The organism is Roseibium sp. HPY-6, assembly GCF_040530035.1.
In the GTDB taxonomy this organism is placed as follows: domain Bacteria; phylum Pseudomonadota; class Alphaproteobacteria; order Rhizobiales; family Stappiaceae; genus Roseibium.
Genome location: NZ_JBEWCD010000001.1, coordinates 1,621,816 through 1,637,506 on the forward strand (window position 1 = coordinate 1,621,816; position 15,691 = coordinate 1,637,506).

General features: G+C 56.5%; 17 protein-coding genes. 1 reads left to right on the forward strand and 16 read right to left on the reverse strand.

Features of this window, described 5'->3' with window-relative positions; translation table 11 throughout:
- Positions 1–52 precede the first annotated feature (52 nt).
- The 8 genes from ABVF61_RS07700 to ABVF61_RS07735 all read right to left on the reverse strand — a co-directional run bounded on the left by ABVF61_RS07700 (position 53) and on the right by ABVF61_RS07735 (position 7,898).
- A complete protein-coding gene (locus ABVF61_RS07700) occupies positions 53–1,138 on the reverse strand; it encodes a lactonase family protein (RefSeq protein ID WP_353992927.1) in 1,086 nt (361 codons plus the stop codon).
- 21 nt (positions 1,139–1,159) lie between these two features.
- The gene (locus ABVF61_RS07705) at positions 1,160–2,110 is read right to left on the reverse strand and encodes an ABC transporter permease (RefSeq protein ID WP_353992928.1); all 951 of its coding nucleotides are present in this window, start codon (positions 2,108–2,110) and stop codon (positions 1,160–1,162) included.
- 2 nt (positions 2,111–2,112) lie between these two features.
- Positions 2,113–3,063: an ABC transporter permease gene (locus ABVF61_RS07710; RefSeq protein WP_353992929.1), complete on the reverse strand. Its 951-nt coding sequence runs from the start codon at positions 3,061–3,063 to the stop codon at positions 2,113–2,115.
- On the reverse strand, positions 3,060–3,815 hold the full coding sequence (locus ABVF61_RS07715; protein ID WP_353992930.1) for an ATP-binding cassette domain-containing protein: 756 nt from the start codon (positions 3,813–3,815) through the stop codon (positions 3,060–3,062). Before ABVF61_RS07715 ends, ABVF61_RS07710 begins: the two co-directional genes overlap by 4 nt.
- Positions 3,808–4,548: an ATP-binding cassette domain-containing protein gene (locus ABVF61_RS07720; RefSeq protein ID WP_353992931.1), complete on the reverse strand. Its 741-nt coding sequence runs from the start codon at positions 4,546–4,548 to the stop codon at positions 3,808–3,810. Before ABVF61_RS07720 ends, ABVF61_RS07715 begins: the two co-directional genes overlap by 8 nt.
- Before the next feature lie 32 nt (positions 4,549–4,580).
- Positions 4,581–5,759: a substrate-binding domain-containing protein gene (locus ABVF61_RS07725; protein ID WP_353992932.1), complete on the reverse strand. Its 1,179-nt coding sequence runs from the start codon at positions 5,757–5,759 to the stop codon at positions 4,581–4,583.
- A gap of 325 nt (positions 5,760–6,084) precedes the next feature.
- Positions 6,085–6,855 (reverse strand): SDR family NAD(P)-dependent oxidoreductase, encoded by a 771-nt coding sequence (locus ABVF61_RS07730; RefSeq protein WP_353992933.1) that lies wholly within the window; start codon positions 6,853–6,855, stop codon positions 6,085–6,087.
- Entirely contained in the window at positions 6,852–7,898 is a 1,047-nt protein-coding gene (locus tag ABVF61_RS07735) for a zinc-dependent alcohol dehydrogenase (protein WP_353992934.1), read from the reverse strand. The genes ABVF61_RS07730 and ABVF61_RS07735 overlap by 4 nt, the downstream gene beginning before the upstream one ends.
- 125 nt (positions 7,899–8,023) lie before the next feature.
- Here ABVF61_RS07735 and ABVF61_RS07740 point away from each other — a divergent pair, with 125 nt between their 5' ends.
- On the forward strand, positions 8,024–9,154 hold the full coding sequence (locus ABVF61_RS07740; protein WP_353992935.1) for a CaiB/BaiF CoA transferase family protein: 1,131 nt from the start codon (positions 8,024–8,026) through the stop codon (positions 9,152–9,154).
- A gap of 32 nt (positions 9,155–9,186) precedes the next feature.
- Here ABVF61_RS07740 and ABVF61_RS07745 read toward each other — a convergent pair whose 3' ends face one another.
- From ABVF61_RS07745 to ABVF61_RS07780, 8 genes are all read right to left on the reverse strand, one after another.
- On the reverse strand, positions 9,187–9,696 hold the full coding sequence (locus ABVF61_RS07745; protein ID WP_353992936.1) for a MaoC family dehydratase: 510 nt from the start codon (positions 9,694–9,696) through the stop codon (positions 9,187–9,189).
- Between the two features lie 90 nt (positions 9,697–9,786).
- The gene (locus ABVF61_RS07750) at positions 9,787–10,233 is read right to left on the reverse strand and encodes a MaoC family dehydratase (RefSeq protein ID WP_353992937.1); all 447 of its coding nucleotides are present in this window, start codon (positions 10,231–10,233) and stop codon (positions 9,787–9,789) included.
- Positions 10,230–11,285 carry a Gfo/Idh/MocA family protein gene (locus tag ABVF61_RS07755; protein ID WP_353992938.1) on the reverse strand — a complete coding sequence of 352 codons (1,056 nt, stop codon included), beginning with the start codon at positions 11,283–11,285 and terminating at the stop codon, positions 10,230–10,232. Before ABVF61_RS07755 ends, ABVF61_RS07750 begins: the two co-directional genes overlap by 4 nt.
- A gap of 29 nt (positions 11,286–11,314) precedes the next feature.
- Positions 11,315–11,644 carry an L-rhamnose mutarotase gene (locus ABVF61_RS07760; protein ID WP_353992939.1) on the reverse strand — a complete coding sequence of 110 codons (330 nt, stop codon included), beginning with the start codon at positions 11,642–11,644 and terminating at the stop codon, positions 11,315–11,317.
- A gap of 10 nt (positions 11,645–11,654) precedes the next feature.
- Positions 11,655–12,767, reverse strand: a complete 1,113-nt coding sequence (locus ABVF61_RS07765) for a mandelate racemase/muconate lactonizing enzyme family protein (RefSeq protein WP_353992940.1) — start codon at positions 12,765–12,767, stop codon at positions 11,655–11,657.
- Between the two features lie 4 nt (positions 12,768–12,771).
- Complete coding sequence (locus ABVF61_RS07770) at positions 12,772–13,860, reverse strand: ABC transporter ATP-binding protein (protein ID WP_353992941.1); 1,089 nt, start codon at positions 13,858–13,860, stop codon at positions 12,772–12,774.
- A 6-nt stretch (positions 13,861–13,866) separates the two neighbouring features.
- Positions 13,867–14,733, reverse strand: a complete 867-nt coding sequence (locus ABVF61_RS07775; protein ID WP_353992942.1) for a carbohydrate ABC transporter permease — start codon at positions 14,731–14,733, stop codon at positions 13,867–13,869.
- A 3-nt stretch (positions 14,734–14,736) separates the two neighbouring features.
- Complete coding sequence (locus ABVF61_RS07780; RefSeq protein WP_353992943.1) at positions 14,737–15,633, reverse strand: carbohydrate ABC transporter permease; 897 nt, start codon at positions 15,631–15,633, stop codon at positions 14,737–14,739.
- Between the last annotated feature and the right edge of the window lie 58 nt (positions 15,634–15,691).

Sequence of the window (15,691 nt, forward strand, 5' to 3'; positions counted from 1 at the left end):
GGATCATAATGGCTACGAAGCGACACTGACCTCGTTAGATGGCGTTACATGCTCAGCATTCAGCGAACTTGATACACATTGGCGTGCCCAGCTCTATCTGGGCCGGTCCAGGCTTAAGATGGCCGTTTTGCGCATTGCGGGAAAAGACAGCAATGTGATCTGAATCCTGATTTGCCGACAATAGCCAGTTTCCGCAGGGGCTCAGTGCCAAGGCTCGCGGCGTTTCACCGCCACAGGAAATTGTCTGGACGGCGGTCAGGCGGCCATCCGTTTCTACGGCGAAAACGGAAATTACGTTTGCACCTCGGTTCCCCACGTAAAGAAACCTGTCATCCGGTGAGATCTGGATATCGGAGCAGTGGTTGCCTACGGCAGCTTCCCCGTCGATCGCCGGGACAATGTCCACCAGTTCAAGCGGCTGTCCCGGGCTGACCGAGAGGCTGGCAAGCGTGCTGTCAAGCTCACCAACGACGAACATTTTTCTGCCGTCCCCCGTCCAGGCCAAGTGGCGAGGTCCCATGCCGTCCGGCATATCGAAGGAGCAGTCCCACTCAAGCGCTCCGTTCGGGCTCAGGTGATAGAGGAGTATTTTGTCGATCCCCAGATCAGCGACCGCAAGCCTGCCGTCGGGCATTTGCCGGATAAAATGTGCGTGTGACCTTTCCTGACGCTCCGGATGCGCACCCGTCCCTTCATGGACAGCGCTGGAGCAGGCGGGATGGATACCCTCCGTTTCGGTAATCGGAAAGATGGCGACCGACTTGTCGGGGCCTTCGGAACCAAGCGCATAGTTGGTGACCAGCAGGTGCCGGCCGTCATTGCTCAAGGAGTTATGCGACGTGATGCTGCCCCGGCTCGCGACCATGTCCAGATGAATGATCGCACCGGTCTCGGGATCAAATTCAAGTGCCGTAACGTGGCCCTGAGCCTTCCCGAAAAGCTCCGAGTTTGCGAAAATGCGTCTGCCTTCGGGCGTCGTTGACAGGTAGGTCGGATTGTCGATGCCGTTGTAACTAGTCACCGGCACGGCCGTTCCGGTGCTCGCATCGAACCGAAAGACGGAGACACCATCACCGTTCGCACTGCCAAAATAGGGGGTTGGAACGTTGCAGCTTCCGACGAACATATGCAAAACCATCTGCTATCCCTCTTTTTGAGCTCAGATCGCGGTGCGAAGATGAGGTTGACGCCCATAAATCGCCACGACACAGACGATCAATACGCCCAAAAGCGCCTGGACAACTGACTGGTCGAACCCGAGACCGATGAGAACGGTGTTAAGCTGAGTCAGCACAAGGGCGCCCGCCACAGTCCCCGTGATACCACCCTGTCCACCTGAAAGCGCGGTTCCGCCGATCACTGCAGCCGCGATGGTCTGAAACAGATAATGCCGTCCCACATCGGCAAAGGCAGCACCGGAAAATCCGAGGAGCAGAACCCCGGTCACAGACGCCAGCAATGCCGACGCGCCAAAGCAGAACACCCAGACTTTCAAGGAGCTGATCCGCACAAGTGGTGCGGCCGTTGGATTGGCGCCATACGCAAAGATCTGCCGTCCGAGGAGCGTGCGGCGCTCCAAAAGGAAAAGCAACAGGGCCAGCAAGAGCGTTGCCGGAACGAGCATTGGCACCGGGATCGGACCGATCGACTGTCCGATAGAAACAAAATCGCTGATGTAGTCCGGCGCACTTCCTGTTGGATAACCCTTGGTCCACAAAAGCACGGCTCCCAGCAGTGCAGTTCCCGTTCCAAGGGTGATGATGAGAGGATGAACCCTCAACACCGAAGACAGTGCACCGTTGAACATGCCGACCGCAAGGCTAAGCGCGAAGGTAACAAGCATAGCCACGCCGAAGGGTATGCCCTGGGACGACAATTGCGCCACGGCGACATTCGCGAATCCGACAACAAAGGGAATTGACAGGTCGATGCCACCTATCAACATGACAAGCGTCTGCCCGGCAGCCGCAATGATCAGGAAGGACGCTATGACAAGTATTGCCCTGATGGAAAAGACGGATGTGTATCCTTCAACGGTGATCGCTCCCATTGCGAAGATCAAGGCGACCATGCCATAGGCAAGAACAGCCTTGTTGACGTTCCGTTGCATGATCAAAGTGCCCGCCTCTTCTTGAATTTTCCAGCGATCACCTGCGAATTCAAAGCCACCGCAACCACCAGCACGAGGCCGTAGGTGATCTGCAGAAAAAACGGTGACACATTCAGATAGGTGATCAGGTTCTGAATGAGGAAGATGTCCAGGGCACCAAGGGCTGCTCCCGCGATGCCGCCTTTTCCACCGGCAAGGCTGACGCCGCCGAGTGCGGCAGCGGCGATCGCCAACAGGGTGTAATTCGGCCCGACCTGGGCATCCGCGGATCCGAGAAGCGCGGTCAGTGAAATTGCCGCCAACCCGGCAAACAGACCGCCGAGAACATAGGCTAGAAACCTCACGAGACCGACATTCAGTCCGGCCGCATAGGCCGCCCTGTCCTCGCCGCCGATGGTTAGGATATGCCCGTGCAGCGGGGAAACCTTGACGGCAAGCCACAAGGCCGCAGCGGCAAGCAAGGGCAGGATGGACCATTCCTCTGAAAGGGACACCAACCATCCAGGTGCAGGACCAATCGGGGATGGCAGATACCATGTCGCAAGGCCTGCCAGAACGAGGTAGGTGCCGAGTGTTGCCACAATGGGCTGGACACGCAGGAAAATAGCGAGAAATCCGTTCACAGCACCGCCAATTGCGCCGATGGCAAGTGCTGCGGGTATGATGATAAGCGGCGAAGCGATCCCGAGGTCCAGAACCAGGCCTTTGACAATGAGGACCGAGATCATCCCCATCAGCGGACCAATCGAAATGTCGATCCCTTCCCGTCCCGCCAGGATCACCGGTGTGGCCGCCGCCGCGGCCAGCATGAGAGGCGCGACCAATCCCAAAGTGGTGCCCAGGTTTTCGACCGCAAACCGGTTCGGGGTCACAAGGATGGTCACGAAAAGAAGGATTACGAAAAGACCCAGGGCAAACTTGGCCTCCACAAGACTGCCGGGATTGAACTTCATGAGCCAGCCCCCTCCCCGAACATGGCTTGCATCAGGCTATCAAGGGAGAGCTCCGCGCGGTTCAACCTGGCGAAAACCCCGTTGTCCCGAAAGACAAGTACCTCATCGCAGAGCTCAGTCAGTTCTTCAAGTTCGGTCGAAAACACGACAATTGTTGTGCCCAGATCGCTTACCGCTCGCCGGAAATAGCGGTAAAGCGCATGACGTGTCTGAATATCGACACCCCGTGTGGGATCGTTCAGCAACAACACGTGCGGGTTTGAAGCCATGACGCGCGCCAACAGGACCTTTTGCTGATTGCCTCCCGAAAGATTGCGAATGGGTGTCTTGGTAGATGCAAAGGAAATAGCGAGTTCCTGACGGAATTTTTCAAGTCTGTCGCGGACTGATGCGCTGCGGATCCATCCATTTGGGGCAAACTCCCTGGCCGCCCCCAGCAGAAAATTGTCTGCAACGCTGAGCATCGGAAAAATGCCGTTCTTCTTCCGGTCGGATGGCAAATAGGCAAGCCCGGCACGTTCAGCATCCGCATAGGAGCCAATTGTCTGACTTCCGGTCTCGAAATGCGCGCGAACCGCACCGGTATGGGGTGCGTGCAGTCCTGCGAGCGCTTGCAGGAAAAGGTCCTGACCATGACCGTCCAGCCCGGCGAGACCGACAATATGGCCGCCCCCGATGTCGACATTTATCGGGACGTTGCCAGGCAACAGGCAAAGGTCGGAAACGGTGAGAACGGCCGGACGGCTAAGCATTGACGGCTTCCTGTGTCAGCTTTGCCAGCAGCGTCGCAGGATTAATGTCGTCTCCCTGCAGCTCCGCAACGACCGCCCCGTTTTGCAAAACATGAACTTTGTCGGAAAGTTCCACGATCTCGGGCATTCTGTGAGACACGAACACGACGGACTTTCCCGCGTCGCATATCGCGCGGAGCGTCGCAAAGAGCTTTTGTCTGTCCGTCAGGTCCAACGATGCCGTTGCTTCGTCAAGAATGAGCACGTCGGGTCTGCGCGCCAGACCACGGGCGATGACGACGATCTGTTGCTCGTGAAGCGGCAGTTCACCAACCGGACGATGCAAAGCAATCTCCCGGTCGGTCAACGTACTCAATATCTGCAAAGCAAGGTCGATTTTCTCAGTTTCGGCCATCGAGCGACGGAAGATCCCGTCTTGCCCAAGCACAATATTGTCGAGCACTGAGCGGTTCGGAACGACGAGAACTTCCTGGAGAACGATCGCCACCCCCCTTTCCAACATCCTGCACGGATTTGTCGATCCGCGCACGGCTTGCCCGCCGACACGTATTTCACCCTCGTCGGCAGGAATGACGCCGGCAAGGACTTTCGCCAGTGTGCTCTTTCCCGATCCGTTTTCTCCAAGGATTGTATGGATTTGACCAGCATGGACATCAACAGACACACTGCGGAGCGCCTGCGTTTCTCCAAAACGCTTTGATACGCTCTCGCAGCTGAGTTGCACCTTACTCATGCCAAGCGTCCATCCTCATCCTCGGCGTCTGGTTAGTTGCAAGCGCCTGGAACGTCAGCATAGTTCCACCCCGGGGCAAGCTCGGAATTGTCGAAATACGCATTCATGACTTGAGAAGGAACAGGATCTTCAGGATTGACAGGGAAGATCTCGGCGGAATCGGGTTTCATACAATCCGCGTACCAGGCGTCAAATGACGACATGGGAACTTTCGGTATCGGGATCATCAAGGTGCTGAGCTTTGGTTCCTGACCGGAAAGAATGCGCGAGGAGACCCGGAACAGGTTCTGTCCCATCCATTGCGGCAACACCGCGTGACCTTCGAATTTGAACGCATCGGGATTGGCTTTCCAGTACCCCAGCGCATCGCCGGTAACCGACCCTGTAACAACCGGAACCGGACGGCCAGCCTGGGCAAAAGCCTCCGCAATGACCCGTGTTTCGGATCCAGTCGTCCACACGCCGTCGATCGGCGACGGGTTGGTTGCCAAAGTCTGCAGGATTACGGACTTGGTGACGCTCGGCGTCCAGTTGCCGTTCACCATCCGCACGACCTTCACATCCGGATATTCTGCAAAAGCTGCCTGCGCTCCCTGTCTCTGCTGATCGACAATCGAGACACCTGCGATCCCTTCGACCATGACGACATTGCCCTTGCCTCCGATGGCCTCGGCAAGGCTGCGCGCCATGTCATAGCCCCATTTGTAGTAATTGGAGTCCACGTTTACGGCGTTAGGAGAACTGACGGTCGACGCTGCCGTCACAAAGGGGATGCCTGCCTCGGCCGCCGCATCAACAACTGCATTCAGGCCGGTTGGCGAGCCGGGGACAGATGTGATGATATCGCAATCCGCGTCTATCAGACTTCGGATGTTTGAGATCTCCAGACCAACGTCACCGTTTGAATCCGTCATCTTGAATTCAGTAACCTTACCCTCATCGATAAGACCCTGAACGAGCCTCTTCAGCTCGTTTGTCAGTGCTACGCGCCAGGGATTTCCCTGATAGCTCTCTGAATGGCACCAGAGCAGCGCTCCGTCTCCGGCGACTTTCGGGACTTGAGGCAATCCAACGGGTGTAGATGAGTTTTCGTATTCAGCCTGCAGTTCGGGCGGCAGATCTCCGATGACGTCGCCGACCTCTTTTGCGCTTGCCGAACCCGTCGCGGCGACCATTGCGGCACCCAATACGGCATACCGGATCAAATTCATGACGATATCCTCCAGTTTTGGCGCGTCTGCGGGGTTTCGTCTTGCGCGAAACTCGCCGAATTCGATCCCTTACTCCCTCAAGACCGACGGACGCCCTCCAGTATGGATTACCACCAAAGAATTCACTTGTAAAACTTATTTTTAAATATGCTTCAGAAAAATGAGGCTCTCGGTTGAGCGCATAACACGGTTTGATGCCCGGAATTGCGGCGCAATCATCACTTCTGCCTTGGGATCTTAGGGATGTCCTGAAAGTAAAACGCTCCCGCCACACGACTTGAGTGGCAGGAGCGCTGACAACGGTATTTCGTGCAAATAGAGGAAGTTACCTCCCCATCCAGCCACCATCGACCGTCATCACGGTTCCATGCATATAGTCCGAGGCAGAAGAGGCCAGGAAAACGGCTGGTCCGGCAAAGTCAGTCGCTTTTCCCCAGCGGCCAGCGGGGATGCGTTCCAGGATGGATTTTGACCTGACAGGGTCGTTGCGGAGCGCTTCCGTGTTGTCGGTCGCAATATACCCCGGTGCGATTGCATTCACGTTGATACCGCTTGAAGCCCATTCGTTTGCAAGGGCTTTGGTCAGCTGGCCGATCCCGCCTTTGGAGGCCGCGTAACCGGGAACGGTAATCCCACCCTGGAAGGTCAAAAGCGAAGCCGTGAAGATAATCTTGCCACTGCCGCGCTGAACCATGCCGCCACCGATTTCCCGTGTCAGAATGAACTGAGACGACAGGTTGACTTCGATGACCTCATCCCAGATGTCGTCACCGTGCTGACCCAAGGGCGCGCGTTTGATCGTCCCGGCGTTGTTGACCAGAATATCGACGACCGGATGCCCCCGCTTCACCGTCTCGGCAAACGACTTCAACGCGCTCCGGTCGGCAAAGTCGCACTGGTAGCCATGGAACTGCCGCCCAAGTCCGGTGACCTCCCTTTCGACATCACTGCCGGACGCCTCGAGTGTCGCGCTCACGGCGATGATATCCGCGCCGGCCTCTGCCAACGCAACGGCCATCGCCTTGCCGATGCCACGCTTTGCCCCCGTTACCAGTGCTGTTTTTCCCGAAAGATCAAAACTTTGCAGAACACTCATGCGTCACTTTCCTCGTTTACCCGGATCATGGACTTGATGGCTTCGGGATTTGTTGTCAGCGCTTCAAAGGCGCTCTGAATTTGCTCCAGCGGCCTGATATCCGTGATGAATGATGCGCAATCCACGACGCCTTCCGTCAAAAGCCTGATGGCTTCGTCATAGTCTTCAGGCTGGTAAACCCGTGCGCCCAGAAGTTCCAGCTCGCGCCAGAAAAACTGAAACATGTCGACTTCCGGTTTTTTTGCGTGGATCGCGACCATGACGATCCTTGCCCGGGCAGCGGCCGCCGCCGTCATGAGGTCAACACCGGGCTGACTGCCTGAGACTTCGAAAACGACGTCTGCTCCCTTACCCTTGGTCATCTCGTTGACGACATGGAGCGGGTCCTGTGACTTCGGATCGATGATGTCGAATCCAAGCTTAGCGGCATAGGCGAGACGAATGTCGTTGATCTCGCTGATGAGCACATTGCCTCCGGCTTCTCTGGCCACCAGAGCGACGAGCAAACCGATGGGGCCGCCCCCGATAACGAGGACATTTTCTCCGCTCGCGACTTTTGCCCTTTGAACGTCATGGCAGGCGACCGCCAACGGCTCTATCAGAGCCGCGTGGTCGAGCCGCAACTCATCCGGCAATGGATGAAGCGTATGCGCCGGGACGTTCCAGACCTCCTGCATGGCGCCATCGGTATCGAGGCCCAGAAATTTCAGGTTATGGCAAATATGCGTGTGGCCGGCCTTGCAGGCGGGGCATTCACCGCAATGGTCCAATGGGCGCACAACAACCTTCTGTCCGATCGTGAAGCCACGAACACGTTCGCCCAACGCCTCTACTGTTCCGGACATTTCATGACCGATGATCCGGCTGAAGCCGACGCGAGCATCCATATTGCCATGATAGACATGCAAATCCGTGCCGCAGATACCGCAATAGCCAATGCGGACAGCAACCTCATCCAGACCTGGGGCCTCTGCCGGTTTGCGCTCCACAGAGAAGGTTTTGTCTCCACGATAATAGGCAGCCCGCTGTGTGTTCTCAGACATGGAAACGCTCCGGGTTCTTGAAGGGGTTCGAAAATTCAGCGCCAGGAAACTTGAACCGCGGCGCTCAGCGATGTATTGGTATATAAAAAACTGTTTTATATACGATTAGAACGGAGTCAAGCCCGGTGAAGCCTCTGGAAGGATTGAGAGTACTGGATTTCGCGCAGTTTCTGGCAGGTCCGATGGCAGCACTCCGGCTGGCAGATCTCGGCGCAGAAGTCATCAAGATCGAGCGGCCGGGCATCGGTGATCTGTGTAGAACACTCGTCATTTCAGATCAGAAAGTGGGCCCGGACAGTCTCTTGTTTCACACGATCAATCGAAACAAGGCGAGTATCGCAGCTGACCTGAAAGACGCTTTTGACCTTGAGAAGGTCAAGGATCTCCTGAAGACCTCCGATGTGATGATCCATAACTTCCGGCCCGGCGTCATGGAACGCATTGGGCTCGGCTGGGAAGACGTCCGGAAGATCAATTCCAGGTTGGTGTACGGTGCCGTGACCGGCTACGGCACGACGGGTCCGTGGGTCAAGAAACCGGGTCAGGACCTCCTGGTCCAGTCGTTGACCGGTATGCCGTGGCTCTCGGGAGATCTGGATCATCCCCCTATCCCTGCCGGCTTTGCGGTTCTTGACATCACCTGCGGAAACCATCTGGTTCAGGGCGTCTTGGCGGCCCTCCTTCGCCGTGAAAAAACCGGCAACGGAGGATTGGTTGAAGTCGACCTGATGTCGTCCGCAATAGACATGCAATTCGAGCTGTTTACGGCATTCTTGAATGGTGACGGGTCGATGTCGAAACGCAGTGCGATCAGCAATGCAAATGCGTCTGTTGGAGCGCCCTATGGGATTTACGCCTGTCAGGATGGTTACATCGCAATCGCCATGGCACCGATCTCGGCTTTGGCTGATCTGTTGGACTGCAAAGATCTCGTACCTCTTTCAGATCCGGAAGAGGCGTTCAAGCGGCGGGACGAGATCAAGGCCGTGCTGCGTGACCACCTGACAGCGCAGACTGTTGCCTATTGGCTGGAAAGACTTGAGCCGGCGGACATCTGGTGTTCAAAAGTGCTTGATTGGCCTGAGCTGATAGCCACTGAAGGTTTTGCCGCACTCGATATGCTGCAGACCATCACAGCCCCCGACGGAACCGCGATCAAGACAACACGGTGCCCGATCCGGATAGATGGCGAAACCGGAAAATCAGATCAGGGTGGCCCTGCGCTCGGCGCTGATACCGACATATACCTGAATTAGCCAAGGGCGGGTTGCGCGCCCTTCTCAACACGTCATTTTTCCGGCGTGAAGTTTTCCGGGTTACGATACTTCACCGTCTGAAGATGCTCCGCATAGAGAGCCAGCTCACCTTTGTTCTTGTAAACCTGATAGGACACTTTAACGAGGCCCATTTCTTCGTATTTCGGACGCTTTTCAAGGTTCGTGCGCACGGTATAGATCGTGTCACCTATGAAGACGGGCTTGATGAAACGAAGCTTGTCGTAGCCATAGGAAAACGTGTTGACGTTGTTGTTCGCCATCAACCCGAGACCATAGCTGAACACCATGGCACCAGCGACAAGCCGTTTGCCGAATATGCCTTCTTCCGACGTGAAAATATCATCCGCGACATAGGGATGGTTGTCGAGCACAAGACTGTTGAACAACATGGCCTCACCTTCGGAAATCGTCCGCCGGATTGAGCGCCTTTTTTCACCTATCTCAAAATCTTCATAGAGCCAGGTTTCAACATTGTACAACTTGGCATCGCCATGTTCGTTGTAATAGCTTTGCTCGCTCATCAAAGACACCTCCCGTCTTGAACCATGTCACGTAAGCCGCGTGCACATGACCGAATTCTTTTCCTTTAGTTAGACTGCTAATCTTCTCGTTTAGCTCTTCATCTCAACGAGATAGATGTGTTCGGCGAAAAGAACGATTTCGTCTCTCTGATTGAGAACCTCGCACTTCTCAATGACTTGCCCCATCCCTTCCCGCTTCGGGTCGGGTGACTTGCGGTCGATGGTCAGCCGGGTGCGTATCGTGTCGTTGATATGCACCGGTTTTATGAAGCGGAGCCGGTCGTAGCCATAGGAAAACGCGACCGGATTGATGACACTTGCACTCAGGCCAATGCCGATCGAGAACACCATAGTTCCGTGTGCGATGCGCTGTCCGAAATCCTGCGTCGCGCACCACTCGGCATCCATGTGATGCGGAAAAAAGTCACCCGTATGGCCGGCATGTACGACGAAGTCGGTTTCGGTAATGGTCCGCCCGAACGTTTCCCGAACATCGCCGATCCTGTAATCCTCGTAGTAGATTGTCTGGATGTTCATTGCGGTATCCTTGCAATCGGAGTGGCGGGTGCGGCACTGCTTTCATAGGCGGCTTCGACCAGCGCCATCGTTTTCCAGGCGTCTTCGACACTGCTGACGAGCGTGTCCTCCTCCCCGGTGGCGAAGCGTTGAAGCTGATGCATCCGGCCGGCGAAGGCATCGGGAAACCAGGCGCCGTCGAGATCCACTTTGCGCCAGCCGTCGCCCGTGTTGATTTCCAGAATGTCCGGCTCGCCATTGGGATAATCGAGGTTGACGCCCAGTTGCAGATAGGCGGCGCCTTTCGTGCCGCAGATGCGGAACTCGCATGCCTGATGTTTGCGGCCGAATGCGTGATTATGGTTGATCGAGAGCGCGCAGCGGACACGATCGCCATAATCAAGGATCGCAGCTGTACGGGTCTGAGAAATTTTCGAACTGGGATGTCCGATTGTCTTGGCGTGAACACCCAACGGGTCTCCAAGCAGCCCACGGATGAAGTCCAGATAGTGGATGGAGTGAAGACTTATTTCCACGCGCGGAAGCGGTTCGAGAAACTTCCAGAGACCCCAGGGCGTGTTCAGCGCAAGCCACGCATCAAAGTCCAATATTTCGCCCAGAACACCGCGGCCTACGGCATCCTGCAGAGCGAGCATCATCGGTGCGAACCGCAACTGAAAGTTCACCGCCGCAGACAGGCTGCGTGTGCGGCAGATCCGCAAGATCTCCGTTGCGCCATCCAGGTCGCTGCCCATCGGTTTCTGGATCAAGGCCGCCGACCCTTCCGGCAACACTGAAAGGATACCGGCATGCGCGTCAGGAGGCGTGGCCAGATCAAAAATGACATCCTCTTTGGAACAGGCTTCTTCCGGAGTAGACAGCAACGGTATGTTGTGCGCCTCGGACACCGCCCTGGCCTTGTCGAGGTCAGGGTCATAGAGACCCGCGACCTGATAACCTGCATTGGAATACGCCGGCAGGTGGGCATCGGTCACGATGGACCCGGCCCCAAAAATAACAATCGGTTTGGGATTGGCGGGCCTCGGCCAGTGCTGTCGGAGAGTGTCGAACATCTGTGTTGCTCAGTCTTTGAAGCCTGCGGCTAGTCGAGGTGAAATACTTCTTCCATCATCGCCCACCATTCCCCGTCCTTTCGGGTTTCGAGCGGGACCTGGCAGGGCATGCAGACATCCCACCACCGCTGCGTTTCAGGATCGGCCGCCATTTTCGCTGCATCAGCCGCGAAGTCGCCGCCGTGATACTCCCAGTACCCGAAGAGGATGTTCTCCGGTTCCTTCAGATAGATGGAATAGTTCCGGATATTGCACTCGGAGATCATCTTCAGGACACCAGGCCATACGTCGGCATGCAGCTTCTTGTATTCGGCGACCTTGTTTGCCTCCAGGCCGATCATCATGCCCATGCGTTGCATGACATACCTCCTACGCTGAGATTTCGCTGTTGAACGTCTTGATGCAGGCTGCTGCGAGCTTGTCCTCGTCCCAGTCAATGCCCAACCCTGGAACGTTCGACGGAATAGCGCAGCCTCTTTCCATGCGCATTGTCGAGGCCGTCAAACTGTCGAGCTGCGGAATGTATTCAAGCCAGGGTGCGTTCGGGATTGCACAGACAAGGCTCACGTGAAGTTCCATGAGAAAGTGCGGGCAAACAGGCACATTGTGTGCCTCTGCAAGATGAGCGACCTTCATCCATGGCGTAATGCCGCCAATGCGCGCAACGTCTACCTGCACGATGCTGGCGCCGCCTGCCACCAGATAGTCCTTGAACTGACTGAGCGAGTACATGCTTTCTCCGACCGCAATAGGCACGGATGTACTTGCGGCCAGACGGGCATGTTCCAACACATCGTCGGCGGGCATCGGTTCCTCGAACCAGCCGATGTTCAATTCTTCCAGGACTTTGGCGCGCCGGGTCGCTTCTGCGCGTGAGAAACACTGGTTGGCATCGACCATGATTTCATAGCTGTCGCCAACTGCCTCGCGCACCGCTTTCAGGCGAGCACGGTCTTCGCTCAGATGTGGTCGTCCGATCTTTATCTTGGAGCCTGCAAAGCCTTTTGATTGAGCCGCAAGCGCATCCTCGACGAGGTCTTCTGCCGGGATATGCAGCCATCCGCCTTCGGTGGTGTACATCGGGACGGAATCCTTCGCCCCGCCAAGCATACGCCAAAGGGGAAGTCCAGCCCGCTTGCAGCGCAGATCCCACAAAGCTGTATCAATGGCGGCCAGAGCCAGAGAGGTGATGGCACCAACGGCTGTTGCATGCGTTGAGAACAACAGGTCCCGCCATATCCGCCCGATCTCTTCGGCCTCCCGGCCGATCAGCTGTGGCGTGAGGGTATTTTGCAGGAGCGACATGACGGCCGGGCCACCCTGCCCGATCGTGTAGCTGTAGCCCAGACCGGAGACGCCGTCAGAGTCGGAAATTCTGACGAAAGGTGTTTCCTGGCTTACAAAGCTCTGAATGGCATCGACGCGCTTCACCTTCGGCTGAAGGTCGGCCATGAACATCTCGACACGGGTGATCCTGGCCATCGGGCTACCTCAGTGCTTGCTGGTTGTCAGCGTCGAACAGATGGCAGCGCGCGAGGTCGAGGCGGAACTGCAATCGTTCTCCATCTGCAACAGGACGCGGGTTCAACATTTTCGCCTGGACTTCTTTGCCGGCGAGCGATCCGAACAGAAGCGTTTCGGTGCCGAGCGGTTCGGAGAGGTTGACGGTCATGTCAAATTCGGCACACCCGTTTTCCATCGGCATGGCGTGTCCGGACGGCATCAGATTGTCCGCGCGGAAACCCAGAATGACCTTTTGACCGTCCTGTACCTTTCCGGTGAAAGGTTCTGGAATGGCGATCGCTGGCCCGCCGTCGATGGCGATCTCATTGCCCGCAACGCGTCCGGGCAGGAGGTTCATCGGCGGTGAGCCAATGAAGGTCGCAACAAAAGTATTCGCAGGCGTCTCGAATACATCAAGGGGTGTTCCGACCTGTTCGATATAACCGTCCCGCATGATTACGATGCGATCGGCAAGGGTCATGGCTTCGACCTGATCGTGCGTCACATAGACGATCGTCGATTTGACCTTCTGGTGCAGTTTCTTGATCTCGGTCCGCATCTGCGTGCGCAGTTTTGCATCGAGGTTCGAAAGCGGCTCATCAAACAGGAAAACATCGGGGTGCCGGACGATGGCGCGGCCCATGGCGACTCTCTGACGCTGACCGCCCGACAACGCGCCAGGCTTTCGGTCCATGTATTCCGTCAGGCTGAGTATTTGCGCGGCTTCGCCCACAGCCTTGTCGATCTCTTCCTGCGGCCGCTTTGCGATCTTGAGTGAGAACCCGAGGTTTTCGCGCACCGTCATGTGCGGGTAGAGCGCGTAATTCTGGAAAACCATCGAGATGTTTCTGTGGCGCGGTGGCAAGTCGTTGACCAGGCGCTCTCCGATCTTGATGTCACCGCCGGAGATCGCTTCAAGGCCGGCGATCATTCGAAGCGTTGTGGATTTTCCGCATCCGGATGGGCCGACCAGCACAACGAATTCGTTGTCGGCGATCTCCAGATCAATCCCGTGAACGACCTGCAACGAGCCGTATTTCTTGACAACCTTCTGCAGGTGGACTTGAGCCATCGTGTCTTATCCTTTGACGCCGCCGAAGGTGAGGCCGGCAATGAGATGTTTCTGGACGAGGAAGGTCAGGATAAGCGCAGGAATGATCATAAGGACCGCCAGCGCGCACATGCCGCCCCAATTGATCGTGAACTCGCTTGTGAAATCGCGCAGCCCCACCGGCATCGTCTTGGAAAAGGTCGAGCGCGTCAGTTGGCTGGCAAGCGCATATTCGTTCCAACTGGTCAGGAAAGCGAAGATGCCAGCAGAAGCGACCCCGGCGCGGGCGACCGGAAACTCGACCTTCCAAAAGGCCTGCCACCGCGTGCATCCGTCGATTTCGGCGGCTTCCGCCAGTTCGACCGGAACCTGGCGAAAGAACCCGTCGATCAGCCAGATCGTGAACGGGACATTGAGGGCCACGTAGACAAGGATCAGTCCGATATGCGTGTCGATCAGCCCGGTCTTGGCCATGACGATGAAGAGCGGCAGCGATAGTGAAACGCCCGGAACCGCGCGTGTCAGCATCAGCCCGATGAAGATCGACGCCTTGCCTTTGAACCTGTAGCGGGCAAAGGCGTATCCGCCGGCCATTCCGACCAGGATCGCGATCAAAGTAGACGTTACGGAGATGATCAGCGAGTTGGTGAAATATTGGAGCACGGGCACGCCGCCCTCCCCAACCGCGCCGAACATGGCGCGATAATTGTCGAGATTGAGATCTCCCGGGACCCAAACCGGCGGCTTGGCCATGATCTCGACCGTCGGGCGAAAGGAGTTGAGAACCACCCAAAGCCCCGGCACGCAAATGATCGACATGGCAATGAACAGCGTCACGAAGTGCAACATCTTCAAGAGACGCGCGCGAATTCGATAGAGAAGGTTTTCGTTCATGTCTCAGCCCGCCATGCCAAGTTCGCTCCGCGCCGCGTTCAGCTTGCGGAAGAAGTAGATGGTGAAGAAGATTGCGAGGAAGATGGAGATGTAGCCCATCGCATTGGCGTAGCCCATCTTGGCATCGACGTAGCCGGTCCGCCCGATCAGGGTCCAAAGCAGTTCTGTCCTTCGTGCAGGCCCGCCGTTTGTCATGATCTGAACGATGTCATAGGCCCGGGCGACATCAAGCGAACGGATCGCCAGTGCGATATAGATGAACGGCATGATGTAGGGCAGCGTGATGTGCCGGAAACTCTGCCAGGGTGTACAGCCATCGACCTTTGCTGCCTCGATCGGGTCTCGTGGCACGGCGAAAAGACCGGCAAGGATCAGGATCGCGAAGACTGACGTGGAAGACCACATCTCGGCCACAAGAATTGAAAAGAAGGCGAGCTGACCATCCACCAGCCATGGGATCGCAACGTTCGAGAGCCCGAGTGACTGCAGGGCATTATTCACCAAACCGACATTGTCGTTGAAAATGAACTTGAACTGGAACCCGACAAGGATCGGCGAGAACATCATCGGGAACATCATGACGGTTCGCAGCGCCCGCTGGCCGTATGTCACCTTGTTGACCAGCAGCGCCAGCCCCAGACCCATCAGCATTTCAAGATTGAGCGCAATCGTCAGCAAAAGGATTGTTCTTCCGAATGCCGCCCAGAAATGCGCGCTTTTCATCGCCTTTTCGTAGTTGAAGGTTCCGATCCACTTGTACAGCGTTTCCGGCCGGGTCAAGCGGTACGGTGTGAAACTCGAATAAAGCGAAAGCAGAAGCGGGATCAGGACCACCGCCGTCAGAATGATTATGGCTGGCAGCAGCAGAACAAACCACGGAGGCGGCCGGAAGCGGGACATTGCTTGCGTCCTTGAAGGCTGAAACGGTCGTTGTTACGGAGATTACGCTTTAAAGCAG